Raw genomic sequence first — 25,971 nt, 5'->3', positions numbered from 1 at the left:
TACCCGGGTGGTCGGCGCTCTGCAGGAGGACGCAGGGAAAGGCCGTGGCGCTTGAATCGAGCGCCACGCGGTCTGATTTTTCAGCGCTGTCGTCCCTCAGCTCACAGGTCTCGCTGCGCTGCGCTCCTGAATCTGCGCCAGCCAGTAGACCACATCCACCTCGTCGATCTGCTCGGTGCGCAGGAAGCGCTCGGCATATTGGCGGTATACCCCGCTGCTGAGGAACAGTTGTAGCAGTTGCCCGTCGACGTGCCCCTCGCGGGCCATGGCCACCAGGATCTTCACCGATTCGGACAGCGTCTTCGGGGGTTTGTAAGGCCGGTCTGCTGCCGTCAGTGCTTCGAAGATGTCGGCAATCGCCATCACCCGCTCGGCGATGCCCAGGTCCTGCCCGCCCAGGCGGCGCGGATAGCCGCTGCCGTTCATCTTTTCGTGGTGGTTGCCGGCGATGTCGGGTACCCGCTTGAGCTGGCGCGGGAGCGGCAGCGCACTGAGCATGATGATGGTCTGCACGATGTGTTCGTTGATCTTGAAGCGTTCTTCGTCAGTCAGCGTGCCACGGCGGATCGACAGGTTGTACAACTCGCCGTAGTTGCTGGCGTGGCCTGGCAGGTGCATGTCGAACCCCCAGATATTACGCGGGTCATCCTTGACCACCGGCGGCGTGCGGGTGCCCCAGTGCACGCAGTGCTCGGGGCGATCAGCCAGCAATGCCTCCTCTGTCGGCAGTGCAGGCTGCGGCACGCCGACAAGGCGTTCCGCCTCGTCACGGGAGATGCCCAGGCGGTTATCGAAATGGCGCAGCCAGCGGCGCTTGCCGATCACCTGCAAACGCTGGATATCGGTGTCCTGCATGAACTCGCCGCCGATGTTGGCCTGGGCGACGAAAGCGAAGTCGTCCTGCAGCTCGGCCTGGCTTCGCTGCAGTGCGGCTTTCAGCACCTGCTGGTCGGCGCCACTGGCCAGGCCTTGCCAGTAGGCCAGCTCCGCATCGCGCCACAGCACTTCGAAACGCATGCGGACTTCGTGGATGCGGTTGTACAGGGTCTCCAGCTTGGTCGCCTTGTCCACCACGTACTCGGGGCTGGTGACCTTGCCACAATCGTGCAGCCACGCTGCCACACGGAACTCGTACCGTTCTGCCTCGGTCATGCTGAAGCTGGCGAACGGACCGCTGTCAGCTGCCACTGCCTGATCCAGCAGCATCTGCGCCAGCTGAGGCACCCGCTCGCAGTGGCCACCGGTATAGGGGCTCTTGGCATCGATGGCGTCTGCCAGCAGCTTGATCATGGCGTCCAGCAGGCGTTGCTGGGCTTCGACCAACTGGCGGGTTTCGATAGCCACCGCAGCCACTCCGGACAATTCCTCGACAAAGCGCCGGAATGCCTCGCCCACCCGCTCCTGCGCCTGCTCTTCGTCCATTTGCAGGACCAGGATGCCCAACAGTGCCTGGCTACGGTCATTCAGCACCACGGCCAGACTGCGCTCATGCAGGCCGAGGGCCTGGGTCACTGTTACAGCCAAGTGCTGCCGGGCGCCCTCATCCACTGCCAGCTCGCTTGGGTAGTGTTCACCGCGGCACGAGGCGGCCAGGCGCAGCAAAGCCTGTTCAGCGTCATAGAGGTAAACCCCGCCGGCGTCGCCCCCGGCAGCTTCTACCAGATGGTTCAGCACGCCGTCGAGCATGCGCTCCAGGTTTCGCTCACGGCTGAGCGTAAGGGTAATCGCCTGAAAGTGGCGAATGGTACCGGACATGCGGCTCAGCACGCGGCTCAGTTCACGCACCTCGGAAACCCGCGAGTGCACGCCCACCTCACGGCTGAAATCAAAACTGGCCAAGCCTTGAACCTGCTCGCGCAACAGCCGCAGCGGGCGGCCAATGCGCCGGCCAAGCACACCGCCGAGCACCAGCAGCACGGCCATCAGCGCCACGGTCCAGAGCAACTGCTCGTACAAGACTTTGCGCGCCCCCACCAGTAACTCGTGGCCGGGTACGGCAATCAGCACGTACAAGTCGTGCCCGGCCAGGGTGGTCAGATGCACACGAATGCCATACCAGGTCTGGCCATCCACCTGATAAGGCTGAGGCTGGTTGCCCTTGGGCAGGTCAGCGTATAGCCGCGCCAGGCTGGGAGCGCCCAGCTCGGCGACACGCGACAGGCGCACGCCTTGCCCTTCGTGCACGATTGCCCGCTGCGGGTCCGGATAGGCCACAACGTTGCCCTGGTCATCGACCACCACGATCTCGGTACCCGGGGTCATGCGCAGGTCCTGAGTCTCGCTGGCCAAGTCGTTGACCGAGACATCCAGGCCGATCACGGCGCCACCGTCGACGCTACGTTGGGCCATGGTCAAGCCGACCTCGCGGGTGGTGAAGAACACATAAGGGCGAGTCAGCACCGTAGAGGGTTGTACCGTGGCTTCAGCGAACCAGGGGCGCAGGCGTGGATCGTAGCGATAGTCAGGTTTGGCCTGGGCCTGCAACAGGTTCAGCGCCCGATCATAAAAACGCCACTCGCCCTGCACCTTGGCGCCCTCGCCATGGTTGACGCTCTGCACCAGAAATGCCGTGCCCGGTGGAGCGGCGAAACGCTGCATCAGCTGCGGGTCATGCAGGCGACGCACCAGCAGGAACTCGCCGCTGGGGTAACCCAGATAGGCGGCGCTGAGCATGCGGTTGGCGTCCAGCATTTCCACCAGCTGTGGCAGCCGATCCAGGCGCTGTGCCTGGGTGTGCACAGTCGGGTTGTGGGCAAGCAGGCGAATGCTGCTTTGCGCAGGCTCGATCAGGCGCCTGGCGCGCTCGTCGATCGTCTTGGCAACCTGCTGGGCGGCATCGCCAGCAGCAGCCACAAGGGTTTGGCGAATACCGCGGTACCCCTGCCAGGCCAGGGCAGCGCCGAGCAGCAGCATGCCCAGCACGATGGCCAGCGCCACCAGCCACTGCAGTGAAATACCACGTCCTCTATTGCCAACGACACGCCCCGTCGACACGCAGCCCATCCCAGGTACTCCATGTGCGGCACATTGCCTTGGCTGATGTCTGCAGCAGTGTAGAGTGCATGTGAGCGTTCTGCCGGGCCGGCAACACGTTTACAGACGATCGTGCAAGGCTTTGTACCGCGACGCAGGCGACGTGGGCCATGATCAGGAGATCAGCCGCGCAACTGGTACCAGGTGGTCTTGAGCTGCGAATACTTGTCGAACGAATGCAGTGACAGATCGCGGCCAAACCCCGACTGCTTGCCCCCACCGAACGGCACCGTCACATCCAGCGCATCGACCGTGTTCACCGATACGGTACCGGCTTTCAACGCACGCGCTACCCGGTGCACCTGGTTGAAGTCGTCGCTCCACACCGAGGCTGCCAGGCCATAGATGCTGTCGTTGGCCAGGCGCACCGCTTCTTCTTCGGTGTCGAAGGCGCTGACCGCCAGCACCGGGCCGAACACCTCCTCCCGCGCCAGGCTCATGCGGCCCTCGACACCGGCAAAAATGGTCGGCTCGATGTAGTTGTCCGAACCTTCGACGGTCAGGCGTCGGCCGCCACACACCAATCGCGCACCCTCTTGCCCGGCACGCACGATGGCGGCCTCGATGCGGCCGGTCTGCTCGGCATCGACAATGGCCCCGGCGCGGCTCGCCGGATCCAGCGGGTTACCGGGCAGCCACTGGCGAGCCTTGGCCTGCAGGCGCTCGATGAACTCATCGTGGATGGCACGCTGCACGTACAGCCGCGAGTTGGCCGAACACACCTCGCCCTGGTTGAAGAAAATGCCGAAGGCGGCCTTTTCCGCCGCCAGGTCCAGGTCCTGGCAGTTGTCGAACACCAGGTTTGGGCTCTTGCCGCCGCACTCCAGCCACACCTGCTTGAGGTTGGACTGCGCCGAATACTGCATGAAGTACTTGCCCACCTGGGTGGAGCCGGTGAATACCAGGCAGTCCACATCCGGGTGCAGGCCCAGCGCCTGCCCGGCCTGCTCGCCCAGGCCCGGCACCACGTTCAGTACGCCTTCCGGCAACCCCGCTTCCAGCGCCAGTTGGGCCAGGCGCAGGGCCGAAAACGGTGATTGCTCGGCGGGCTTGAGTACCACGCTGTTACCGGCAGCCAGCGCCGGGGCTAGCTTCCACGCGGCCATGTCGAGGGGGAAGTTCCACGGCACCACGGCCGCGACCACGCCGAGGGCTTCGCGGGTGATGGTGGCCAGCGCCGTGGGCGCCGTGGGCGCCACCTGGTCGTACAGCTTGTCCAGCGCTTCGCCGTACCAGCCGAACACATGTGCCGAGCCCGGCACGTCGATGGTGTAGGCGTCCATCACCGGCTTGCCCATGTTCATCGAGTCCAGCAAGGCCAGTTCTTCACGATGGTCCATGATCAGCTCGGCCAGGCGCAACAGCACTTTCTTGCGCTCGCCCGGCGCCATGCGCGGCCAGGGGCCGTGCTCAAAGGCTCGACGGGCGCTGGCGACGGCCAGGTCGACCTCGGCCTGGCCGCAGGCGGTAACCTGTGCCATTACGTTGTGGGTGGCGGGGTTGATGGCTGCGAAGGTGGCGCCATCCTGTGCGTTGACGGGTTTGCCGCTGATAAGCGCCTGGGATGGCAGGTACAGATCCGAAGCGCGCTGTTGCCAGAATTCGAGGGTATACATGTGTACTCCTGGTAAACATGGGAGCAATCTTTTGGATGGGGGCGTCGTCCCACGGATGAATCGCCGGGGCTGCTTTGCAGCCCAATCGCGACACAAGGCCGCTCCCACAAGAACAGCGTTGCCCCTGCAAGCGACGCGATTGCTGTGGGAGCGGCCTTGCGTCGCGATCGGGGCGCGAAGCGCCCCCAGAAGGCTTAGAGCTTGCCGACCAGCCGCGCCGTGCGGTCTACGGCTATCCGGGTCTTCTCCACCAGCTCATCCAGCTCGCTGTGGTTGGCGATCAAGGCCGGGGCCATGATCATCCGGCCCAGGGTCGAGCGAATGATCACCCCTTCCTCGAAACCAAAGGTGCGGCACTGCCAGGCCAGGTCGTTCTCGTTGGCAAAGCGCTTGCGCGTCGGCTTGTGCTCGGCAAACTGCAGGGCCGCCACCAGCCCGGCCCCTTGCACCTGGCCGATCAATGGGTGATCGGCAAACACTTCGCGCAGAATGCGCTGCAGGTACGGCCCCGTGTCGTCCTTCACCTGGCGCACGATGCCTTCGTCACGCAGCGCCTTCAGGTTGGCGATGGCCACTGCCGCCGCCACCGGGTGGCCGGAATAGGTCAGGCCGTGGGCAAATACCCCGCCGCGCTCCACCAACGCCTCGGCAATGCGCTTGCTCAGCACCAGGCCGCCCATGGGCACATAGCCGCTGGTCAGGCCCTTGGCAATCGACAGGGTGTCGGGCTCGAAGCCGAAGTATTCATGGGCGAACCATTCGCCGGTGCGGCCAAAGCCACCGATCACCTCATCGGCGCACAGCAGCACGTCGTACTGGCGGCAGATACGCTGGATTTCCGGCCAGTAGCTTTCCGGCGGGAAGATCATGCCGCCGGCCCCCTGGAAGGGTTCGGCAATGAAGCCGGCAACGTTCTCGGCACCCAGTTCGAGGATCTTTTCCTCCAGCTGCAGGGCGCAGCGGCGGCCGAACTCGGCCGGGGTCAGTTCACCGCCCTCGGCGTACCAGTAAGGTTCGTCGATGTGTGCCACATCCGGAATCAGCCCGCCCATGTCGTGCATGAACTTCATCCCGCCCAGCGCCGTGGCCGCCAGGGTCGAGCCGTGGTAGCCGTTCCAGCGGCCGATCATGACCTTCTTGCCTGGCTGGCCAACCACCTGCCAGTAGCGGCGCACGGTGCGGATCAGTACCTCGTTGGCCTCGGAGCCGGAGTTGGTGTAGATCGCGTGGCTGTAGTGCCCCGGCAGCAGGCTGAACAGCAACTCGGACAGTTCGATCACCGCTGGGTGGGTGGTGTGGAAGAACATGTTGTAGTAGGCCAGCTGATCCATCTGCGTGGCTGCGGCGGCCGTCAGGTCACGACGGCCATAACCGAGCTGGGTGCACCACAGGCCGGACATGCCATCCAGGTAACGCTTGCCCTCGCTGTCCCACAGGTGCAGGCGTTCGCCCCCGACGATCACCCGCGGCCCTTCGGCGTTCAGCGCCTTCTGGTCGAGGAAGGCATGAATGTGGTGGGCGGCATCGGCTGCCTGGTAGTCACGGGTCTGGCGTTGCGGGGCGAAAGGCGCGTTCATTGTTGGTTTTCCTTTGCGGTGGGGTTGCAGGGCAGCTGGCGCTCAGCGCAGCTTGCCCATGTAGCTTTCCAGCGGGTCCTTGCCCAGCACGCCCTGGGCATTGGCCAGTGCGTCGATGAACAGGGAGAACAGTTCGGACTGGGTGCCGATGTCGAGCTTGACGTAGACGTTCTTGCGGTGCGACTTGATGGTGTCTTCCGACACCCCCAGCCGCTCGGCCAGCGACCTGGTCGAGTGACCACGCAGGATCAGCTGGGCGATACGGCATTCACGCTCGGTCAGCAGCGAGCTGCCGAAATTGTTCAGCGCGGCATGAATACGTTGCTCGAGGATGTTCTCGAAGCGCCCTGCGCGGCTGTCCAGCCCGGCAAAATGCTTGCCGAGTACCGCCAGTACCCAAGGCGTGATGAGCCCGAACCGCGTGCGGCTTTGCCCATCCAGCTTGTCGGTGAAGGCCAGCGACACCGCCAGGCTTTGCCCGGGCGCCACCTGCAGGATGTAGTTGAGTTCGTCCTCCAGGTGCGAGTGGCGGTAGAACGATTGGTAGTATTCGCTGACCTCGAAGTGATCGGGCGCCACTTCGAACAGGCCGTAGCAGCCGGATTCGACCTGTTCCACACAAGCACCGTAGAACGGGTCAAGCAGGTAGAAGCCCGACAGGTAGCGGCTGACATTGCCCTCGGGCTGCCAAGGTGCCTTGTCATCCTGCTCGAACAGCGCACAGGGCATGCCGTCGTGCGGGTACAGGTACACCGTGGTCGCCTGGATCGGCCGTATCACACTCAATGCAGCAAACAGGCTGGCGGCAAAGCCCGGCCGGCCGATCGCCTCGGTGACCTTGGCCTGGTGCTCGAACCATTGTGCTGAAAGCAATTGATTAGTCACTGTAAGCCTGCCGTTTCTTCTCAGTGGCACCGCCGCCGGTGCGGTGCGTCGTTGAGCAGATACTCCCACGGGGCTGCAGGCACCGGAATCACCCTTTGGGGTGAGCCGGGCAAGGGCAGTGGCCGCTCACCCCAAAGGGTGATTCCGGGTGCCTGCAGGGTGTGGGAGCATCAACCCGCCCCAGCGCTGCGAGCTTTCCGCTCGACCTCCTTGCACAGCACCTAACGGTTGCGAGCCTGCTCGCCTGCCGCGGTGTCCTGCATCCCTTTTCAGGAGTTAGCAATGCATACAACAACAAGTACAGCCCATAGCCCCGCCCCGCATGCACCCTCGCAACCCGGCACCAGCACCGGCCGCTTCCGCAAGTCCATGAGCATGACCGCCCTGGTGCTGTTTGGCCTGGCCTACATGGTGCCCCTGGCCGTATTCACCACCTACGGGCTGGTCACCCAGATGACCAAAGGGCACCTGCCCACCGCCTACCTGCTCACGCTCGCCGCCATGCTGCTGACCGCCTACAGTTACGGCCGCATGGTCCAGGCCCACCCCTACTCCGGCTCGGTCTACACCTACACGCGCAAGGCCTTCGGCAGCCATATCGGCTTCATCACCGGTTGGACACTGCTGCTCGACTACATCTTTCTGCCGCTGCTCAGCTACCTGCTGATCGGCATCTACATGTCGGAATACTTCCCGACCATCCATGCCTGGGTGTGGGTGGCGGGCTCCATTGCCCTGGTCACCTTCCTCAACCTGATCGGCATCGAGTCGATCACCCGGGTCAACTGGATCCTGGTGGTGGTGCAACTGGTGTTCATCATCGTCTTCGTCGCCCTGTCCATTCTCAAGCTCAGTGGACAGGCGGAGCCGGTGTCGCTGCTGGCCCCCTTGCACCACGAAGGCTTCAGCGTGCCGTTGATCATGACCGGCGCCGCCGTGCTGTGCCTGTCGTTCCTCGGCTTCGATGCGGTATCGACCATGGCTGAGGAAACCAGTAACCCGACCTACCGCATTCCCGTGGCGATTCTGGCGGTGTCGTTGATCGGCGGCCTGCTGTTTCTGGTGGTGTCTTATTGCGCACAGATGGTGTTCCCCGATTGGGGCAGCTTCGCCGATCCGGATTCGGCGTCGGTCGACGTGATGCGCCGGGTGGGCGGCGAGCTGCTGGTAACCGCCTTCACCGCTACCTACGTGGCCGGCTGCTTCGCCTCGGCCATGGTGTCCCAGGCCAGCGTGTCGCGCGTACTGTTCGCCATGGGCCGCGACGGCGCATTGCCGCGGGCATTCGGCCAGCTGGTGACGAAAAAGCGCGTGCCGGCCACTGCCATCCTGGTGGTCAGCCTGCTGTCGCTGATCGCCCTGGTGATTACCCTGGATACCGTGGCGAACATGATCAGCTTTGGCGCACTGTTCGCCTTTTCAGCGGTGAACCTGGCAGTGGTCAAGCACTACCTGGTTGACCAGAAACTGCGCGGTTGCCGCAACTGCCTGCTGTACGGCGCCATTCCCGGCCTGGGCTTTCTCAGCACGTTGTGGCTATGGAGCAGCCTGACCAGCCTGTCGTTCACCATCGGCCTGTGCTGGATGGGCCTGGGCCTGTTGGTGCTACTGGGGCTGACCCGGGCGTTGCGCGTGAAGCTGCCAGAGTTGCAGATGGCCGAGTGAGCCCTGACGCCTTGCATGACCGCTCCTGCAGGGCATCGCGAGAACCCGGGTGATAACTGCTCGTTATCACCCGATCCGGATTAATCATTATTCAGCCCCCCGTTCGCCCCCTACAGTCCTGACCAACGATTTTCATTGCCAACGGGAAACGAAATGTCCATCGAACACCGCCTGAACCACATCGCCGGCCAGCTCAGTGGCCACGGTGACGTGCTGCTGCACAGCCTCGACGCCCACACCGGTGAAGCACTGCCCTACGCCTTCCACCAGGCGACCGGCGACGAGGTGGAGGCCGCCGCGCAGGCCGCCGAGGTGGCCTACCCGAGCTACCGCAGCACCCGCCCGGACCAGCGCGCCGCTTTTCTCGACGCGATCGCCAGCGAACTGGACGCGTTGGGTGATGACTTCATCCAGGATGTGATGCGCGAAACCGCACTGCCTGAAGCGCGCATCCGCGGCGAACGCAGCCGCACCAGCAACCAGCTGCGCCTGTTTGCCGAAGTGGTACGGCGTGGCGACTTTTACGCTGCACGCATCGACCGCGCCCTGCCCCAGCGCACCCCGCTGCCGCGCCCGGACCTGCGCCAGTACCGCATCGGCGTGGGCCCGGTGGCCGTGTTCGGCGCCAGCAACTTCCCTCTGGCCTTCTCCACCGCTGGCGGTGACACCGCTTCGGCGCTGGCCGCCGGCTGCCCGGTGGTGTTCAAGGCACACAGCGGGCACATGCTCACTGCGGCCCATGTGGCCGCGGCCATCGACCGTGCAGTGACCAGCAGCGGTATGCCGGCGGGCGTTTTCAACATGATCTACGGTGCCGGTGTGGGCGAAGCACTGGTCAAGCACCCAGCCATTCAGGCAGTCGGCTTTACCGGCTCGCTGCGCGGTGGCCGCGCCCTGTGCGACATGGCCGCAGCACGCCCGCAGCCGATCCCCGTGTTCGCCGAAATGAGCAGTATCAACCCGGTGATCGTGCTGCCGCAGGCTCTGCAGGCTCGCGGTGAACAGGTGGCGACCGAACTGGCCGCCTCGGTGGTGCTGGGCTGCGGGCAGTTCTGCACCAACCCGGGCCTGGTGGTGGGTATCAGCTCGCCGCACTTCGAGCATTTCCTGCAAACGCTGGTGGCACGCATGGCCGACCAGAGCCCGCAGACCATGCTCAACGCTGGCACCCTGCGCAGCTACCAGAACGCTGTGCAGCACCTGCTGGCGCACCCGGGTATCCAGCATCTGGCCGGCCAACCGCAAACGGGTAACCAGGCTCAGCCGCAGTTGTTCAAGGCCGACGTGAGCCTGCTGCTCAATGGCGACCCGCTGTTGCAGGAAGAAGTGTTCGGCCCTTGCACCGTGGTGGTTGAAGTGGCCGATGCCCAGCAACTGGCCGAAGCATTGCGTCACCTGCAAGGTCAGCTGACCGCCACCCTGATTGCCGAACCTGACGACTTGCGCGCCTTTGCCTCACTGGTGCCGCTGCTCGAACGCAAGGCCGGGCGCTTGCTGCTCAATGGCTACCCGACCGGTGTGGAGGTTTCCGATGCCATGGTGCATGGCGGCCCCTACCCGGCCACCTCCGACGCCCGCGGCACTTCGGTCGGCACCTTGGCCATCGACCGCTTCCTGCGCCCGGTGTGCTTCCAGAACTACCCGGACGCACTGCTGCCGGATGCGTTGAAAAACGCTAACCCGCTGGGGATTGCCCGGTTGCTGGAGGGTGTGAGCAGCCGCGAGGCGGTGTGATCTTTCATGGCTGCAACCCGTTGCGGCCTCTTCGCGGCTCTAGCCGCCAAGAGGCCGGCACTGGCGCTTCAAGCTGTATACAATCAGTAAAAAGCTTGCTTACAATACCGAGCGCCTATGACATCGGTAATCGCCGATGCGTATTGCGCAGGCTTGCACCATGTCATCTACAAACCCTGCAAAAACGCTCCTCGTCAAAAACGCCGCGCTGCTGGTCACCATGGACGGCGAACGCCGCGAAATCAAGAACGGCGGCCTGTTCATCGAAGGCAACCTGATCAAGCAAGTCGGCCCCAGCGATACCCTCCCGCAGCACGCCGATGTGGTTCTGGACATGGCCGGCAAGGTGGTCATCCCAGGCCTGGTCAACACCCACCACCACATGTACCAGAGCCTCACCCGCGTGGTACCGGCAGCTCAGGACGGCGAGCTGTTCAACTGGTTGACCAACCTGTACCCGATCTGGGCGCGCCTAACCCCCGAGATGATCGCGGTGTCGACCCAGACCGCCATGGCCGAGCTGATTCTCTCCGGCTGCACCACCTCCAGCGACCACCTGTATATCTACCCCAACGGCTGCAAGCTCGACGACAGCATCCACGCGGCGGCCGAGATCGGCATGCGCTTCCACGCCGCGCGCGGCAGCATGAGCGTGGGGCAGAGCCAAGGCGGCCTGCCACCTGACGCGGTGGTGGAAAAGGAAGCCGACATCCTCAAGGAATCGCAACGCCTGATCGAGGACTACCACGATGCCAGCCACGGCTCGATGCGCCGCATCGTGGTCGCGCCATGCTCGCCGTTCTCGGTCAGCCGCGACCTGATGCGCGAAGCTGCCGTGCTGGCGCGCCAGTATGGGGTGTCGCTGCACACCCACCTGGCCGAGAACGTCAACGACATCGCCTACAGCCGCGAGAAGTTCGGCATGACCCCTGCCGAGTACGCCGAAGACCTTGGCTGGGTCGGCCATGATGTATGGCATGCCCACTGCGTGCAGCTCGACCAGCACGGCATCGAGCTGTTCGCCCGCACCGGCACCGGCGTCGCCCACTGCCCATGCTCGAACATGCGGCTGGCCTCGGGCATCGCCCCGGTACGCAAGATGCGCGACCACGGCGTACCGGTGGGCCTGGGGGTCGATGGCTCCGCCTCCAACGACGGCGCCAGCATGATCGGTGAAGTGCGCCAGGCCCTGTTGCTGCAACGGGTGGGCTTCGGCCCTGACGCGATGACCGCACGCGAAGCACTGGAGATTGCCACCCTGGGTGGCGCGAAAGTGCTCAACCGCAATGATATCGGCGCCCTGGCCCCGGGCATGGTCGCCGATTTCGTCGCCTTCGACCTGGGCCATGTGGCGTATGCCGGCGGCCACCATGACCCATTGGCGGCACTGGTGTTCTGCACCCCGACCCAGGTGCATACCAGCGTGATCAACGGCCGCGTCGTGGTGAAAGACGGCCAGCTGGCCACCGTCGACCTGCCGCGCGTACTGGAACGCCACAACCAGCTGGCCCATCAGCTGGTCAGTGGCACTTGAGGCCAGGCATCAGCTCGGCATCGCCGGGTTGAATGAAGGTCATGCGCAGCCCTTTGGGCTGCGCTGTCATGTAGAAAAGCTGCGGGTAGCGCGCACTACGATGTCATGTCCACTCAAAGGTCCATGACCATCTCATGCCAGGCCATACCGCCGTGGTCCGACGGCGACGGTTTCACGTATCGGTAGCCCAGCTTCTGGTACAGGGCCACATGCTGCTCCTTGCACATCAGGTGAATGGTCTGCTTGCCCGCCGCGTGCATGCGCCCGATGAATTCGTTCATCAACAGTTTGGCGTAGCCTTTGCCCTGGTGGGCCGGGTCTACAACCACCGACATGATCACCACGTTCGCGGCCGCCGGGTCATGGCCGACCAGCTCTTTGAAGGCCTCGTCGGACATCACGACCTCGTGGGCGCAGCCACTGTTGATGAAACCCACAATCTCGCCGTCGCTTTCCAGCACCAGGAAGCCTTGTGGGTACTGCGTGATACGCGTGCGGATTTTCTCCAGCGTGGCCGCCTCATCCCCTTCATAGGCGCCAATTTCGATGGCGTAGCAACGCTCGGCATCGGCGGGAACGGGGGTGCGGAACTGAAGGGCGCTCATGGCAAGTATCCTTGGCAATGGTAAAGGCAGCCGCCATGATAAATGAGCCTCGACCTTGCGCTCCATCATTGCGAACTCGGTCAGGTCGGGCGTGTGACGCTTGATGCTTGCCAAGGATGGCAAGCATCATGGGGACCTTGCTCTATTGCCACGGATACGCCGATGACCGCTGTAACTTCCCCCTTCACCGAACCCAGCCGCTGCAAACGCCTGAAAGCGGCCAGCAGCAGGGATCATGACAGCGTCGATCAACTGGTAATGGCAGCGCGGCCTTTCGAGAGCCGCGAGCGTTATGGGCGCTTCCTGCGGGTGCAGCACCGTTTTCATGGCAGCCTGTTGGCGTTGTATCAGGATGAACAGCTCAACCAGCAACTGCCGGGGCTGGCGGCGCTGTCACGGTTCGCGGCAGTCGAGGCCGACCTGCGCGACCTCGGCCTGCTGCTGCCAACGCCCACCCAACCGGTCCGTGTCAGCTCGGCCCAGGCCTTGGGATGGCTGTATTGCAGTGAAGGCTCGAACCTGGGGGCGGCGTTTCTCTACAAGCACACGCAACGTCTTGGGCTGGAGGGTGACAAGGGGGCCCGCCACCTGGCCCCTCACCCGGATGGCCGAGCGCTGCATTGGCGCGAATTTGTTGCCAGGCTGGACAGCCTGGTGCTGGGGGAGCAGGAAGAAGCAGAGGTGGTGAAAGGGGCGATTGCTGCGTTCGACAGTTACCGGCGGCATTTGCGTGAGGTGTTTGCAGGCCTATGACTGACCAGTGGGGCACTCACGGCGGCTACTGCACAGCGCCAACCACCCCGGCAAAGTTCTTCAAGTTGTTGCTGTAGCGAACTTTTTCTTGATTCCCTGTCTATGTGTGAGGCACAGAAGGTAGCGGAACGCGAGACAGGGTTCGCCCCACACCTGCTGGCCAGATGGCTCATTCGTTATCAGAGGTTGGCTACGCTCATGAAAATACATGTCGCAAGGTTGGTGCTGCTCGGCCTGTTCTCGCTCGCGGCGGTGGGCACGGCATCGGCAACGCAAATGAAAGCCGCCGAACCGGTTTCACCGGCTGTCCAGTCACCGTTAAAGCCAGCCGGCAACCCTTGGTCGAGCGTGGCCAGCGTGGCCGTTGAACAGCCGGCCACCCTCCTGGCGCATGATGACGATCGCTGGCACGACCATCGAAGCGACTGGCGCCGCGAACAGTGGCGGCGTGAACAAGCCCGTCGGGACTGGGAGCGGCGGCGCGACTGGGAACGGCGCCGTGATTGGGAGCGCCGCCATGAGCGCGCCATGCGCCAGCGTCATCATGACGCGCATCATTACTACCGCCGTTGAAGCCCAAGCGATCGGTTTTAGGGGCAGTGTCAGTCGGCCAGCTGCGGAGCCTCCCCCGACGCCTCTGCCTCCATCTTCAAGCGGTCCGCCTTGCAGATGTACTTGGGCTTGCGTGGCGCCAGCTTGGCACTGGCCTTTTTGGCATGCGCCTGCAATAGCTGCTTGATCTTCTTACGACGGTTCATAGTCTACGGGGCCTTTCAGGACGTTTCGCTGCCGCCATCATAACCCGGCAGCCTTGGGAAAACGCGGTGAACAGCCCAGCTTATGCCTGCTACGGCCACGCAGCTCACAGGATTCAACGCGTTGACGTATTTTTCACAGTCCGCAGATTAGCGTCACGCCCTTTCCGGTCACGCGCACAACCGCTGGCCGCCAAGGTACGACGAGGCATACGTGTCAAACACTACATCCCCCGCCGCGCACAAGCGCGTGGACTGGGCCGGGCTCGGCTGGCTCTTGCTGTTCTTCTGGTATTTCTCCGGTGTAACCCAGGCGCTGCTGCTGTTCAGCGGGACGACCGGCTTCGCCGGTTTTCGCGATGCGTTATTCCTCAGCAGCCTATGGCTGGCGCCCGTCCTGTTGCTGCCGCGCTTCACCCGCGCCACCGCGGCAATCATTGGTCTGGTGCTGTGGGCTGCATCGCTGGTGGGCCTGAGCTACTTCGGCATCTATCGCCAGGAGTTTTCACAAAGCGTCATCTTTGTGATGTTCGAGTCCAACACCGCCGAGGCTGGTGAGTACTTCAGCCAATACTTCAGCGTGGGGCTGGGCCTGACACTGGTGCTGTACACGCTGGTTGCGGTAATGCTGTGGCGGCGCGTGCGCCCGGTCAGCCTGCCGCTGCGCAGCCGCCTGCCGGTGGTCGTGCTATTGCTGGTGGCCAACCTGGTCATGCCGTTCTACAAGCAGATGGTCACCCAGGAGCGAAACTTCGCCGATGCGCTCGAAAAAGTGCAGCAGCGAATGGAGCCGGCCGTCCCTTGGCAGTTGCTGGTCGGCTACCGACAGTACCGCCAGCAACTGGACAACATGCAGAAACTGCTGGCCCAGAATGCCGCACTGCCACCGCTGCAAAACCTGCGAGACAGCAGTGGTACAGCGCCACGCACCCTGGTATTGGTGCTCGGCGAGTCGACCACCCGCGAGCACATGCACCTGTATGGCTATAACCGCGATACCACGCCCAACCTCGACGCGCTGGCCGCCAGCGACAAGGGCCTGACCGTGTTCCGCGACGTGGTATCGCCGCGCCCGTACACCATCGAAGTGATGCAGCAGATTCTCACGTTCGGCGACGAGCAGAACCCGGACCGCTTCCTCAGCGACCCGTCGCTGATCAACCTGCTGAAACAGGCAGGCTACAAGACCTTCTGGATCACCAACCAGCAGACCTTGACCAAGCGCAACACCATGCTCACCACCTTCTCGCAGCAAACAGACGCGCCGGTGTACCTGAACAACCAGCGCAACCAGAATGCCAGCCAATACGATGACGTGGTGCTGGCACCGTTCGAAAAAGCCCTGCAAGACCCTGCGCCCAACAAGTTCATCATCGTGCACCTGCTGGGCACGCACATGGACTACCGCTACCGCTACCCGGACGACTATGCGCACTTCAACGACAAGCAAGGTGTGCCAGCCAAGCTGACGGCGGACCAGGTAGAAACCTACAACTTCTATGACAACGCGGTGCGCTACAACGACTATGTGGTGTCGACCCTGATCAAGCGTTATGCGGCAGGCAACCCCAACGGGTTCCTGATGTACCTGTCCGATCATGGTGAAGACGTGTACAGCTCCGGTGACCACGACCGCCTGGGGCGCAATGAAGGCGCACCGACCCGGCCGATGTACACCATCCCGTTCCTGCTGTGGACCTCGCCTAGCTGGCAGGCCGAACACCCGCGTGACTTGCAGGCAATGGCCAACCGCCCCTACAGCAGTTCGCATCTGATCCATACCCTGTCAGACCTGGCCGGATTGAGCTACGACCGCTATGAACCGGCCAAGAGCCTGGTGAGCCCACAGTTCGTGGCAGCACCACGCTGGATCGGCGATCCGTACCGCAAGGATGGCTTGCGCGAGTTCGATCAGCTGCCGCAGGACAAGGCCGACGGGGCACAGGAAACAGCCAGCACCCGGCAGTAATAAGGCCGGTTCATGCCCGGCAGCTACCCTGCAGGGCACTCCCCCGCACCGCCTCGGCCAACTTGCGCAGGTTGGCCTGGTGTGCATTCACCAGGCTGGTGATGCTGTTGTCCGCGGCAGTCTGCACGGACGTTCGGCAGGTCAGCTCGGCCTGCCCTTGCTGCTTCAGGCGCCACACCGCCTCCAGCGAGGCATAGCGCCCTGGTACCGTGTCGAAGCGCTGCACATCCACCCGCAGCGACGCCTTGCCACCGCCCGCCGGGCCGCCCAACAGGTCCTGCAGGGCGCTGCGGAATTCATCCACCAGGTTGGCGCCCCACCACTCCGTCTCCAGGATGGCCAGGCCGCTCTGCCCTTGCCGCACCACCAACTGTGGGCGGTCGACCTGGGGCGGCACAGCCACCCTGACCACCTGGATGCGTTGGCCGCTGTCACGTACCGGGTCGCTCGGTACCAACGTGTGGTAGTTGTTCGGCGTACTGCTGCAGCCCCCGAGCCACACCAGCAGGCTGGCCACACATGCATTGCGCAGTCGTTGCATCGGCTGTCTCCTCAAGGTTCAAGGTCTGCGGACCCGGCCGCTTTCGGCCGGCCACGAATCAGCGACTCGGGGTGGCGGCCCAGGTAGTCGGCAAGGTCACGTAGCGAACGCGACATACGCTCCAGCTCGTCCAGTGTTTCGCCCATTCGCTCGCGCTGCGGCGAATCTTCGGAAATGGCCGAGTTGGCCGTGCGCAGGGTCTTGTGCACCTCGTCCAGCGCCACCTTCACCTCCGGCAGCGTCTGGCCATTGAACTGCCTGAGGCTGGCGCGCAGCTCACGCAAGCTACCGTCCAGGTTACCGGCGATGCTTTCCAGCGGCAGCTTGGCAATGCGCTCCATCACCCGCTGCAGCTGTTCCTGCAACTGCTCAAGGCTGCCGGGCAGCGTCGGGATCATGATGGGGTTGGCAGCCATGTCGAAGGTCACCTTCGGGGCATCCGGGTAGAAGTCCAGCGAAATGAACATCTGCCCGGTGATCAGGTTGCCGCTACGCGCCTGGGCCCGCAGCCCATGTTCGACAAACGTGCCAATCAGTTTCCGCGCCCCTTCCATATCACCCTCGGTGTGCTTGAACACCGCCAGCATCTTGCGGTGCACCGGCCCTAGCCGCTGGGGGTAGATCACCGCATCGACCACTACCGGGAAGCTCTGCCGCGTAGCATCGTAATCGAGCTGGATCGAGGTGACCCGGCCAAACTCCACCCCCTTGAATTCCACTGGCGCGCCCACCGACAGGCCACGCATGGCCTGGTCGAAGCGCAACTGCAGGTACTGCGCCTGGCCATGCGGAGGCGACAGCGCCATGTCGCGGTCCGCGAATAGCTGGAAGCGGGCCTGATCGGCAGCAGGCTCGGCTTGCGCGGCGAAATCGGGCGAGCCGAAGGCCAGCCCGCCCACCAGAATCGACGACAGCGATTCGGTATCGACCTTCAGGCCATTGGCACCGATCTGCATGTCGATGCCACTGGCATTCCAGAAGCGCGTGTCATCAGTGACGAACGTGTCGTAGGGCGCCTGCACGAACACGCCAATCTCTACCCCCTTGCCATCGCCCTGGAGGGCAAAGGACACCACTTCGCCCACCGGGATCTTGCGGTAGTAGATCGAAGAGCCGATATCCAGTGAGCCCAGGTCGCTGGCGACAAGAACGAAACGCTTGCCCTTTTCGTCATAGGTGATCGGCGGTGGCAGCTCCAGGCCGACAAAGGACTTTTCCGGCACCTTCGACTCGCCTGAATCGGCCCCGATGAAACTGCCCGAAAGCAGCGTGTCCACCCCGGAAACCCCGCCCACGCCGATGCGCGGTCGCACCACCCAGAAGCGCGCCCCCTGGGTAGCAAACGAACGGGCATCGTTGGAGAGCTGAACCTTGGCCACCACGCTCTTATTGTCGTCGGCCAAGTCCACCGTGGTCACTTCGCCGATCACCACGCTGCGGTATTTTACCTGGGTCTTGTGCGCCACCAATCCCTCGCCACTGTGGAAAGAAATGGTGATCACCGGCCCTTGCTGCATCCAGTTGCGCACCACCAGCGAAGCGCCGATCAGGATCGCCAGGATCGGCACGATCCATACCAGCGACACACTCCAACGTCGGGTGCGCACTTCAACCTGCCCAGGGCCCTCGCGCTTGTCAGTCTGTTGCCCCATCAATGCGGCCTCCCCTCGTTGGCATGGCTATCCCAGATCAAGCGTGGATCAAAGCTCATCGCAGAGAACATGGTCAGCACAACCACCATGCCAAAAAACAGAATGCCCACACGCGGCTCGATGGTGCCCAGCCCGCGCAGTTGCACCAGCGCAGCCACCAACGCCACTACCATCACATCGAGCATGGACCAATAGCCGATCAGCTCGACGAAGCGGTACAACTGCGAACGCTGCCGGCAGGCCCAGGAAGAACCACGCTGGGCAGTGAACAGCAGCAGGCCAAGGGAAAAGAACTTGATGGCGGGCACACCCACGCTGGCAATGAAAATGATCAGCGCGATGTCCCAGGCCCCGGCTTCCCAGAACTCCAGCACGCCACCGCCAATGGTGCTTTCTGTACCACTGCCGAGCATTTCGGTGTGCATCACCGGCAGCAGGTTGGCGGGGATGTAGAAAATCAGTGCGGCCAGCAGAAACGCCCAGCCACGGCTGATGGCATTGGCCTTGCGCCGGTGAATGACGGCGCCGCACCGGTTGCAGGTGTGCGCGCCACTGCGCGTGTCGCATGCCTGGCCACAGCCATGGCACAGACACAAGCCAAGGTCGTGCGCCATGGCTGGGACAGTCATACCTGTTCCCACAAATCGCGGATGTCCTTGCCGGCAATGTGGATGATCAACATGCTCAGTGCGGCCAGGGCCAGCAGGCCGATACCGGGGATCACATCGAGCAGCCCCGCCAGCTTGATCACCGCCACCATCGCCCCCAGCAGACACACCTCCAGCATGCTCCAGGGCCGCAGGCTTTCCAGGCCACGCATGCACAGGGCAAAGCCGGGGGCACGCTGACCGTCAAGGGCAAAACTCAACACCCAGCACAACAGGGCAATTTGTAGCAGCGGCGCAAAAATGATCGACAGCGCCATGACCAGGGCGATGAAGGTGATACTGCCGTGACTGAGGATCTGCACGGCGTCCCACAATGTGGCCGAGTGGGTCAGCCCCTGCATGCCGATGGTCATCACCGGGTAATAGTTGGCGAACACCAGCAGGACACCGCCAGTCACACTCAATGCCAGCCGCTGCTCGATGGTCAGTGACCTGTGCCGGTACAGCACGCCGCCACAGCGCGGGCAAAGGGCTCGTTGATGTTTGAGCAGCGGTGCGCGGTGGTACACCGTGTCGCAATACTCACAGATGATCAGATCTTGCGTCTGGCTCATGGTTTGCCCGCAGGTAGCCTTGGATCAGGCCAAGAGGCTAATCGGAACGGCGTCTGATATCCGGTGTAGACCATCTGGGCAAAACTTCCATCACGACCTCAAAGGCGAACTATCCTGTGAGGCGGGCTTTCTGCCCGGTGGAGGTGTGCCATGCGTACGTTCACGTGGAGTTACCTGTTGATGCTGCTGTGCGCAGCATCGGCCGCCCAGGCGCAGTCGGTGGTGCCGCTCAAGGGCCAGAGCAGCCAGCAGATGCAACTGGATATCAACGATTGCAATACCGTCGCCACCAATGCCGCAAACGGCACGGCGACGTCCAGCGACCCCCATGTCGGTGGCCGGGTTCGCGGTGCAGCTGCGGGTGCCGCCGCCGGTGCTGTAGGCGCGCAGGTGCGCGGCAACCAGCATGACGCGTTGTACGACCGGGTGGGTGACGATGCCAAGCAGCAATACCGGCAGAACCGTGCCGGCGAAGTGGCCGCCGCCGGGGCCGCGGTCGGTGGCATGCGCCAGCGTCAGGACCGGCGCCAGGACCGGCGCGGCCAGGACGAGGCAAAAGCCCAGGCCCATGCCAGTGCCTACAGCGGTTGCCTGCAGGGGCGCGGCTATCAGGTCAGCCCCTGAGCAATGCCACGCCATGCGCCTCCTGCCGGGGCAGCATGGCGTGCTCAGTTCAGGAACTTCGCCAGCTCTTCCCGGCAAAACTCCACGAACAGCTGCGCCGGCTTGGTTAGCTGGACTCGCTTCAACCACGCCGCAGCCAGCCCCGACAGCGCCACCGGCTCGGCAATGTCGAGCATTGCCAGGCGCTGGCCGTCATAGGTGTATTCCGAGTGCGGACGGGTTACCAGCAACGAAAAACCGAAACCCTGACCGACCATGCCGCGCACCATCTCGATCGACGGCGAACTGAAGACAATGTTCGGTGCCAGGCCCATCTCGTTGAACAAGCTGACGAAGTAGGTGCGGCTAGGGGCCACGTCCAGCAGGATCATCGGCTCCGGGCACAGGTCGCGCAGCGAGACCTGGGCCTGGCCGGCAAAGCGGTGGTTCTCGGGTAGCAGCACATAGGGCTTCTGCGGCGGCATCAGCGGCTCGGCCTCGATGGTGCCATCCAGGTCGTGGTCATAGAGAAATGCCAGGTCGAATGTTCCAGCGGTCAGGCCCTGGATCAGGTCCTGCTGTTCACCGTCGCGCAGGCGAATGTCCACACCCGGGTAGCGCTGACGAAAACCGGCGATCAGGCGCGGCAGGTAGAGTGGCGCCACGGTTTCGAAACAGCCAATGTCGATTTGCCCGGCGACGGTATCGTTGTCGGCCAGGGCATTCTGTTCGAACTCATGGGCCATCTGCAGCAGCGACTTGGTCTTGGCGTAGAAGCGTTTGCCGCTGGGCGTCAATGACACGCCCTGGGCGTGGTGGCGGATGAACAGTTGCACACCGAAACTTTCCTCCAGGCTCTTGATGGCCGTGGAGATGGACGGCTGGGCGATGTACAGCTGGCGTGACGCTTCGGCCACACTGCCCGCTTCCACGGTGGTGACGAAGTACTTCAGTTGTCGCAAGGTATAGGCAGCCACAGGGTACCTCTCTGACGCGGGTCTTGGCAGGCTGGGATCATGCCTCACACTTTACCCTTGGCTGCCGCTCTGCGGGCGCTGAGCGCTGAAGGATTTACCTATGCCTTGAGCAGGTTTTTTGTAGGGTCTGCCAGTACCTCGGCTCACAGGCCTGCGCAAACCGGCGCCGCACCACGCTTGCGCCTGGAACGGGGCCCCGTGGCACAGCAACCACTGGTCAAAAACGCCCGAACGTCTTTACTGATAGTCATCGGCCCCAGGTAAACGGTGTGTGCTTATGAAGATCGTGGTCACCAGCATCCTCGTCGACGACCAGGCCAAGGCCCTGGCTTTCTACCACTACGTACTCGGTTTCGAGCCCAGGCACGACATCCCCATGGGCCGGCACCGCTGGTTGACCCTGACTTCGCCCAACGACCCCAATGGCGTCGAACTGCTGCTGGAACCCGACGCGCACCCGGCGGCCAAGGTGTACAAGGCCGCGCTCAAGCAGGATGGCATCCCCGCCACCTCGTTCGGCGTGCGTGATATCCAGGCCGAATACACCCGGCTCTGTGCAGCCGGTGTGCAGTTCATCCGGCCACCCACCCCAATGGGGCCGGTTACCGTGGCGGTGTTCGATGACACGTGCGGCAACCTGATCCAGATTGCCCAGAAGCACTAGCCGGTTGCCCTTACCCCAATGCGCACCCACAAGGAAAAAAGATGCGCCACGAATTCAGCGAAGTGCTCAACGACCTGGTCGACTACTTTCTGCTCGGCGATATCCAGTTGCTCGAGCGCTTCAAGCAAGACCATCAACTGCCCGACGACCTGGCCGGTGCGTTCACCCACGGTGACAGCGGCGACCAGGCGGTGCGCGAAGGCATCGTGCTGCCGCTGGCCGGTGTCGACAACCTGCCCTACCGCATCCTGTTCACCCTCGATAACCACACCCCGGCCCTGCGCGAGGCCGGCAGCCGCCTGAAGCACCGGCGCAATGGCTATGTACTGCGGGTCGAGCACGGTGCGCTGATGCTGTACACCTGGCGCATCCTGCAGCACTTCACGCCCAAGACCCTGGGTGACCTGATGGCACGTTACCAGGTGCCAGGGCGGCCGATCATCGAACTGGACAATGGCTGGTACGACGTGGAGGTGCTGGCGGGGGCACTGGTGCGCGACGGGTTGTACGAGCCGGCATTCGAGTTCGTGCTGAAGAAGCGCTGGAGCCGGGGTGAGGCGACAGCTGTGGATACCGGGTATGCATTCGGGCTTCGTGGCTACTTCGACTGATTGATCGCCTGTGCCGGCCTCTTCGCGGGCAAGCCCGCTCCTACACAGCGTTCGAGGCCTGTGCCGGCCTCTTCGCGGGTGAACCCGCTCCTACACTGCATTCGAGGCCTGTGCTGATCCTTTCGCGGGTGAACCCGCTCCTACAGCGAAGGGGCCAGCACAGGCAAACTCGACCTTCAGGTGTGAGTGATATCCCGATCCTTGGTCTCCGGCAGGAAGAAGATCCCCAACACCGCCGTCATCACGGCAATCACGATCGGGTACCACAAGCCGTAATAGATATCCCCGGTCGCTGCCACCATGGCAAACGCCACGGTCGGCAGGAAGCCGCCGAACCAGCCATTCCCGATGTGGTAAGGCAGCGACATCGAGGTGTAGCGGATGCGCGCCGGGAACAGCTCCACCAGCCAAGCGGCAATCGGCCCGTAGACCATGGTCACGTAGATCACCAGAATGGTCAGCAGCAACAGCACCATCGGGTAGTGAATCTTCGCCGGGTCGGCCTTTTCCGGGTAGCCCGCCTCTTTCAATGCACCACTCAGGGTTGCGGTAAACGCTTCGCTTTGCACCTTGAAGTCGGCCGCCGCCAGGCTGCTGCCATCAAAGCTCGGCAATACCCGTTCGCCAATGCGGATCTGTGCCACGCTGCCGGGCTCCGCCGCTTCATTGGTATAGGGGATGGCGCGCTTGGCCAGCAGGCTCTTGGCAATGTCGCAGGAGCTGGTGAATTTGGCCTTGCCCACCGGGTCGAACTGGAACGCACATTGGCCCGGGTCGGCCACCACCACCACCGGGTTCTGCTCCTGGGCAACGAATACATCCGGGTTGCCGTACTCGGTCAGCGCCTTGAAGATCGGGAAATAGGTCAGTGCGGCGATGATGCAGCCGGCCATGATGATTTTCTTGCGGCCAATCCGGTCGGACAGGCTGCCAAAGAAAATGAAGAATGGTGTGCCGATCAACAGTGAACCGGCAATCAGCAGGTTGGCGGTCTGCGGCTCGATCTTGAGCGTCTGCAACAGGAAGAACAACGCGTAGAACTGCCCGGTGTACCACACCACGGCCTGGCCGGCGGTGCCGCCGAGCAGCGACATGATCACCACCTTGAGGTTGTCCCAGCGGGCGAACGATTCGGTCAGGGGCGCCTTGGATGCCTTGCCCTCGGCCTTCATCTTCATGAACACTGGCGACTCGTTCAGCTGCAGGCGGATGTACACCGAAATCGCCAGCAGCAGAATCGACAGCAGGAACGGTATCCGCCAGCCCCAGGCCTCGAACGCTTCCGTCCCCATGGCCGTGCGACAGGCCATGATCACCAGCAGCGACAGGAACAGCCCCAGGGTGGCAGTCGTCTGGATCCAGGCAGTGAAAAAGCCGCGTCGGCCCTTGGGCGCATGCTCGGCCACGTAGGTGGCCGCGCCGCCGTACTCACCGCCCAGCGCCAGCCCCTGCAGCAAGCGCAGGGTGATCAGGATGATCGGCGCGGCCACGCCAATCGTGGCGTAGCCCGGTAGCAGCCCCACCACTGCGGTGGACAAGCCCATGATGACAATGGTGATGAGAAAGGTGTACTTGCGCCCGATCATGTCGCCCAGGCGACCGAACACGATGGCGCCGAACGGTCGGACGGCAAAGCCGGCGGCAAAGGCCAGCAAGGCGAAGATGAACGAAGTGGTTTCATTGACCCCGGCAAAGAAGTGCTTGGCGATGATTGCCGCCAGGGAGCCGTACAGGTAGAAGTCGTACCATTCGAACACCGTGCCCAGGGACGAGGCGAAGATGACCTTGCGCTCCTCCCTGGTGATGCCGCGTTGGGGCGCGCTGCTGCCCGTGGATGCGCTGTCGAGAACCGCCATGGGTTGCCTCCGTCATGTTGTCATGCAGGCCGGAGCACCTCACAACTACTTCACCGTCGCACCCAGGCCCTTGAGCTTGCTTTGTTTGCGCGAAGCACGACGAGGCGGGCCGCCTCGGATCGCAGCAAGGTAAATGAAGCATAATCGGGATTGCCTGGATATCCACCCGCCAGGCCCTGCACAAGAAGGCGGTCTGGACTACACGGCAGCACCGGGTGATGGGCGATATCGGGTTGGCTGACGATTTTGGCGGGGGCGGTTTCACCCGCCAGGCACTACCGGCCCCTTCAACTCGACCTGATTACCATCCGGGTCGTAGCAGTAAAGCGAAAGCCCCTCGCCTTCGGCACCATAACGCTTCTCTGCAGGCTCCACCTTTACCCCGGCGGCTTCCAGATAGGCCGTCAACGCGGCCTCGTCAAACGGCTCGATGCGCAGGCAGAAATGGTGCAGGTTGCGCCCTTCCACGCCCGGTGCAGCTCCGCCTGGCTGCCCCAGCGGGCCATCCAGGGTTACCAGGTCGATCATCGCCGTGCCCGTGGCCAGGTGCACCATGCCCAAGTCTTCGCGCACGCGGCTGACGGTGCAGCCGAGCAGTTCGGTGTAAAAGGCAACACTGCGCGGCAGGTCGCTGACCCGCAACACAAGGTGGTCGATGTGCTTGATGGTGAAAGGCCGCATGCCGGGCTCCCTGTGGCGTGTTTGCGAATACGTTCGCCACCATAGCCCAGGTTCACGCGGCGTGACCAGAATCAGCTACTCGTTCACCAAGCGTTGCAGAACGCCCCCTTCATGGCGCGTCAGGATACGCAGCAACTGGTCGACCAGCGCCCGGTCCGGCGCATCCAGGTGGAAGTGGTGCCCGCCTGGGTGCCAGGAGACTTTCGCCTGGCTGGGCAAGGCGGCCTGACGCCGGGTAAAGGCCTCGCCGGTGAAGGCCCCCTGGCGGCCGAACAGCAGGTACAACGGGCAGCGGATCTGACTGAGCAGGTCGCAGGCTTCGCGCTCGGTCAGTGGCATGGGTTCGGGCAATACCAGCCGCGGGTCGTGGCGCCAGCAATAGCCATCGTCCAGCTGTAGCAGGTCGCGCAGCGCCAGCAGCCGAGCGGCACCTTCCGACAGTTCGGTGTCCAGCCGCTCGCGGCGTTGCGCCAGGGCGGTGTCCAGGTCGTCGAAGCGACCAACATCCGGCTCGGCAAAACCCGGCAACTGGCTACGCTGTACCATGCGCTTGAGCCGGTAGGCCCGCGCCAGGTGCTGCACGCGGTCATCCTCGGCCACCGTGAACGGTGCCCCCATGCCGTCGAGGAAGGTCATGCTGGCAATGCCACTGGTCATGGCCGCCAGCAGCGACGCTATACCGGTGCCCATCCCATGGGCCAGCACATGAAATTGCGCCAGGCCCAGGCTGTCGGTCACCGCCAGCATGTCTTCGGCATGCTCCCACAGGTAATAGCCGCTGTCGTGGCGACGATGCCCGGAACGGCCATGGCCGATCAGGTCGGGGGCCACCACGAAGCAGCCGTCCAGCATCGGTGCCAGGCGCTCGAACGAGGCAGCGTTATCCAGCCAGCCATGCAAGGCCAATATGGGAATACCGTCTTCTGCCCCCCAGGTGCGAACCGCTATTTCAACGCCATCGAGGTCTAGCAGGTGGTCTTTCGGACTGCACAGCGAACGCATTGCGATTCTCCTTGGCTGAAGCCTGCACCATGGCCT

At 63.5% G+C, this 25,971-nt stretch carries 23 protein-coding genes; 9 read left to right on the top strand and 14 right to left on the bottom strand.

Features of this window, described 5'->3' with window-relative positions:
• Window positions 1–96 precede the first annotated feature (96 nt).
• From V6093_RS01555 to V6093_RS01540, 4 genes are all read right to left on the bottom strand, one after another.
• Window positions 97–3,003: an HD domain-containing phosphohydrolase gene (locus V6093_RS01555; protein WP_332729072.1), complete on the bottom strand. Its 2,907-nt coding sequence runs from the start codon at window positions 3,001–3,003 to the stop codon at window positions 97–99.
• Between the two features lie 152 nt (window positions 3,004–3,155).
• The gene (locus V6093_RS01550) at window positions 3,156–4,649 is read right to left on the bottom strand and encodes an aldehyde dehydrogenase (RefSeq protein ID WP_143999958.1); all 1,494 of its coding nucleotides are present in this window, start codon (window positions 4,647–4,649) and stop codon (window positions 3,156–3,158) included.
• A gap of 194 nt (window positions 4,650–4,843) precedes the next feature.
• Entirely contained in the window at window positions 4,844–6,226 is a 1,383-nt protein-coding gene (locus V6093_RS01545; RefSeq protein ID WP_004575424.1) for an aspartate aminotransferase family protein, read from the bottom strand.
• 42 nt (window positions 6,227–6,268) lie between these two features.
• Complete coding sequence (locus V6093_RS01540) at window positions 6,269–7,111, bottom strand: helix-turn-helix transcriptional regulator (protein WP_014859221.1); 843 nt, start codon at window positions 7,109–7,111, stop codon at window positions 6,269–6,271.
• A gap of 282 nt (window positions 7,112–7,393) precedes the next feature.
• Between V6093_RS01540 and V6093_RS01535 the strand changes: the two genes are divergently transcribed.
• From V6093_RS01535 to V6093_RS01525, 3 genes are all read left to right on the top strand, one after another.
• Complete coding sequence (locus V6093_RS01535; protein WP_012052810.1) at window positions 7,394–8,776, top strand: APC family permease; 1,383 nt, start codon at window positions 7,394–7,396, stop codon at window positions 8,774–8,776.
• Window positions 8,777–8,929: 153 nt separating this feature from the next.
• Window positions 8,930–10,510, top strand: a complete 1,581-nt coding sequence (locus V6093_RS01530) for an aldehyde dehydrogenase (NADP(+)) (protein WP_406669682.1) — start codon at window positions 8,930–8,932, stop codon at window positions 10,508–10,510.
• A gap of 160 nt (window positions 10,511–10,670) precedes the next feature.
• Window positions 10,671–12,044: an 8-oxoguanine deaminase gene (locus V6093_RS01525; protein ID WP_019751907.1), complete on the top strand. Its 1,374-nt coding sequence runs from the start codon at window positions 10,671–10,673 to the stop codon at window positions 12,042–12,044.
• 113 nt (window positions 12,045–12,157) lie between these two features.
• On the opposite strand, the gene V6093_RS01520 is transcribed toward V6093_RS01525, so the two are convergent.
• Window positions 12,158–12,649: a GNAT family N-acetyltransferase gene (locus V6093_RS01520; RefSeq protein WP_047603929.1), complete on the bottom strand. Its 492-nt coding sequence runs from the start codon at window positions 12,647–12,649 to the stop codon at window positions 12,158–12,160.
• A 162-nt stretch (window positions 12,650–12,811) separates the two neighbouring features.
• On the opposite strand from V6093_RS01520, the gene V6093_RS01515 reads away from it, so the two are divergent.
• Window positions 12,812–13,402 carry a biliverdin-producing heme oxygenase gene (locus V6093_RS01515; protein ID WP_014860834.1) on the top strand — a complete coding sequence of 197 codons (591 nt, stop codon included), beginning with the start codon at window positions 12,812–12,814 and terminating at the stop codon, window positions 13,400–13,402.
• Window positions 13,403–13,600: 198 nt separating this feature from the next.
• Window positions 13,601–13,975 carry a hypothetical protein gene (locus V6093_RS01510; RefSeq protein WP_014860835.1) on the top strand — a complete coding sequence of 125 codons (375 nt, stop codon included), beginning with the start codon at window positions 13,601–13,603 and terminating at the stop codon, window positions 13,973–13,975.
• A gap of 29 nt (window positions 13,976–14,004) precedes the next feature.
• On the opposite strand, the gene V6093_RS01505 is transcribed toward V6093_RS01510, so the two are convergent.
• Entirely contained in the window at window positions 14,005–14,160 is a 156-nt protein-coding gene (locus V6093_RS01505; protein ID WP_014860836.1) for a DUF2986 domain-containing protein, read from the bottom strand.
• Between the two features lie 211 nt (window positions 14,161–14,371).
• Here V6093_RS01505 and V6093_RS01500 point away from each other — a divergent pair, with 211 nt between their 5' ends.
• The gene (locus tag V6093_RS01500) at window positions 14,372–16,126 is read left to right on the top strand and encodes a phosphoethanolamine transferase CptA (protein WP_406669681.1); all 1,755 of its coding nucleotides are present in this window, start codon (window positions 14,372–14,374) and stop codon (window positions 16,124–16,126) included.
• Between the two features lie 10 nt (window positions 16,127–16,136).
• On the opposite strand, the gene V6093_RS01495 is transcribed toward V6093_RS01500, so the two are convergent.
• Genes V6093_RS01495 through V6093_RS01480 form a run of 4 tightly spaced genes read right to left on the bottom strand, consistent with a single transcriptional unit; the run spans window position 16,137 to window position 19,541 of the window.
• Window positions 16,137–16,667, bottom strand: coding sequence for a membrane integrity-associated transporter subunit PqiC (locus V6093_RS01495; protein ID WP_047603931.1), 531 nt, complete (start codon window positions 16,665–16,667; stop codon window positions 16,137–16,139).
• 11 nt (window positions 16,668–16,678) lie between these two features.
• Complete coding sequence (locus tag V6093_RS01490; RefSeq protein WP_108078840.1) at window positions 16,679–18,319, bottom strand: intermembrane transport protein PqiB; 1,641 nt, start codon at window positions 18,317–18,319, stop codon at window positions 16,679–16,681.
• Window positions 18,319–18,948, bottom strand: a complete 630-nt coding sequence (locus V6093_RS01485; protein WP_012052818.1) for a paraquat-inducible protein A — start codon at window positions 18,946–18,948, stop codon at window positions 18,319–18,321. Before V6093_RS01485 ends, V6093_RS01490 begins: the two co-directional genes overlap by 1 nt.
• Window positions 18,945–19,541, bottom strand: a complete 597-nt coding sequence (locus V6093_RS01480) for a paraquat-inducible protein A (RefSeq protein WP_406669680.1) — start codon at window positions 19,539–19,541, stop codon at window positions 18,945–18,947. Before V6093_RS01480 ends, V6093_RS01485 begins: the two co-directional genes overlap by 4 nt.
• Before the next feature lie 150 nt (window positions 19,542–19,691).
• On the opposite strand from V6093_RS01480, the gene V6093_RS01475 reads away from it, so the two are divergent.
• Window positions 19,692–20,165: a YMGG-like glycine zipper-containing protein gene (locus V6093_RS01475; RefSeq protein ID WP_108078839.1), complete on the top strand. Its 474-nt coding sequence runs from the start codon at window positions 19,692–19,694 to the stop codon at window positions 20,163–20,165.
• Window positions 20,166–20,209: 44 nt separating this feature from the next.
• Here V6093_RS01475 and V6093_RS01470 read toward each other — a convergent pair whose 3' ends face one another.
• Complete coding sequence (locus V6093_RS01470) at window positions 20,210–21,121, bottom strand: LysR family transcriptional regulator (RefSeq protein ID WP_004575413.1); 912 nt, start codon at window positions 21,119–21,121, stop codon at window positions 20,210–20,212.
• Between the two features lie 277 nt (window positions 21,122–21,398).
• On the opposite strand from V6093_RS01470, the gene V6093_RS01465 reads away from it, so the two are divergent.
• On the top strand, window positions 21,399–21,785 hold the full coding sequence (locus tag V6093_RS01465) for a VOC family protein (protein WP_003250815.1): 387 nt from the start codon (window positions 21,399–21,401) through the stop codon (window positions 21,783–21,785).
• A 41-nt stretch (window positions 21,786–21,826) separates the two neighbouring features.
• On the top strand, window positions 21,827–22,396 hold the full coding sequence (locus V6093_RS01460; protein WP_003250813.1) for a hypothetical protein: 570 nt from the start codon (window positions 21,827–21,829) through the stop codon (window positions 22,394–22,396).
• A gap of 176 nt (window positions 22,397–22,572) precedes the next feature.
• On the opposite strand, the gene V6093_RS01455 is transcribed toward V6093_RS01460, so the two are convergent.
• The 3 genes from V6093_RS01455 to V6093_RS01445 form a co-directional block, all read right to left on the bottom strand.
• Window positions 22,573–24,252, bottom strand: a complete 1,680-nt coding sequence (locus V6093_RS01455) for an MFS transporter (RefSeq protein ID WP_047603933.1) — start codon at window positions 24,250–24,252, stop codon at window positions 22,573–22,575.
• A gap of 261 nt (window positions 24,253–24,513) precedes the next feature.
• Window positions 24,514–24,933: a VOC family protein gene (locus V6093_RS01450; RefSeq protein ID WP_003250810.1), complete on the bottom strand. Its 420-nt coding sequence runs from the start codon at window positions 24,931–24,933 to the stop codon at window positions 24,514–24,516.
• 75 nt (window positions 24,934–25,008) lie between these two features.
• Complete coding sequence (locus V6093_RS01445) at window positions 25,009–25,935, bottom strand: alpha/beta fold hydrolase (RefSeq protein WP_003250808.1); 927 nt, start codon at window positions 25,933–25,935, stop codon at window positions 25,009–25,011.
• Between the last annotated feature and the right edge of the window lie 36 nt (window positions 25,936–25,971).

Source organism: Pseudomonas putida group bacterium ESBL64 (genome assembly GCF_045277175.1).
Classification (GTDB): domain Bacteria; phylum Pseudomonadota; class Gammaproteobacteria; order Pseudomonadales; family Pseudomonadaceae; genus Aquipseudomonas; species Aquipseudomonas alloputida.
The sequence above is the reverse complement of the archived record's forward strand: the minus strand, read 5'-3'. Positions and strand labels throughout refer to the sequence as shown.

Coding starts and splice junctions, on each gene's coding strand:
- V6093_RS01555 (WP_332729072.1), bottom strand. CDS start 3,003: ATGGGCTGCGTGTCGACGGGGCGTGTCGTTGGCAATAGAGGACGTGGT.
- V6093_RS01550 (WP_143999958.1), bottom strand. CDS start 4,649: ATGTATACCCTCGAATTCTGGCAACAGCGCGCTTCGGATCTGTACCTG.
- V6093_RS01545 (WP_004575424.1), bottom strand. CDS start 6,226: ATGAACGCGCCTTTCGCCCCGCAACGCCAGACCCGTGACTACCAGGCA.
- V6093_RS01535 (WP_012052810.1), top strand. CDS start 7,394: ATGCATACAACAACAAGTACAGCCCATAGCCCCGCCCCGCATGCACCC.
- V6093_RS01530 (WP_406669682.1), top strand. CDS start 8,930: ATGTCCATCGAACACCGCCTGAACCACATCGCCGGCCAGCTCAGTGGC.
- V6093_RS01525 (WP_019751907.1), top strand. CDS start 10,671: ATGTCATCTACAAACCCTGCAAAAACGCTCCTCGTCAAAAACGCCGCG.
- V6093_RS01520 (WP_047603929.1), bottom strand. CDS start 12,649: ATGAGCGCCCTTCAGTTCCGCACCCCCGTTCCCGCCGATGCCGAGCGT.
- V6093_RS01515 (WP_014860834.1), top strand. CDS start 12,812: ATGACCGCTGTAACTTCCCCCTTCACCGAACCCAGCCGCTGCAAACGC.
- V6093_RS01510 (WP_014860835.1), top strand. CDS start 13,601: ATGAAAATACATGTCGCAAGGTTGGTGCTGCTCGGCCTGTTCTCGCTC.
- V6093_RS01505 (WP_014860836.1), bottom strand. CDS start 14,160: ATGAACCGTCGTAAGAAGATCAAGCAGCTATTGCAGGCGCATGCCAAA.
- V6093_RS01495 (WP_047603931.1), bottom strand. CDS start 16,667: ATGCAACGACTGCGCAATGCATGTGTGGCCAGCCTGCTGGTGTGGCTC.
- V6093_RS01490 (WP_108078840.1), bottom strand. CDS start 18,319: ATGGGGCAACAGACTGACAAGCGCGAGGGCCCTGGGCAGGTTGAAGTG.
- V6093_RS01485 (WP_012052818.1), bottom strand. CDS start 18,948: ATGACTGTCCCAGCCATGGCGCACGACCTTGGCTTGTGTCTGTGCCAT.
- V6093_RS01480 (WP_406669680.1), bottom strand. CDS start 19,541: ATGAGCCAGACGCAAGATCTGATCATCTGTGAGTATTGCGACACGGTG.
- V6093_RS01475 (WP_108078839.1), top strand. CDS start 19,692: ATGCGTACGTTCACGTGGAGTTACCTGTTGATGCTGCTGTGCGCAGCA.
- V6093_RS01465 (WP_003250815.1), top strand. CDS start 21,399: ATGAAGATCGTGGTCACCAGCATCCTCGTCGACGACCAGGCCAAGGCC.
- V6093_RS01460 (WP_003250813.1), top strand. CDS start 21,827: ATGCGCCACGAATTCAGCGAAGTGCTCAACGACCTGGTCGACTACTTT.
- V6093_RS01455 (WP_047603933.1), bottom strand. CDS start 24,252: ATGGCGGTTCTCGACAGCGCATCCACGGGCAGCAGCGCGCCCCAACGC.
- V6093_RS01450 (WP_003250810.1), bottom strand. CDS start 24,933: ATGCGGCCTTTCACCATCAAGCACATCGACCACCTTGTGTTGCGGGTC.
- V6093_RS01445 (WP_003250808.1), bottom strand. CDS start 25,935: ATGCGTTCGCTGTGCAGTCCGAAAGACCACCTGCTAGACCTCGATGGC.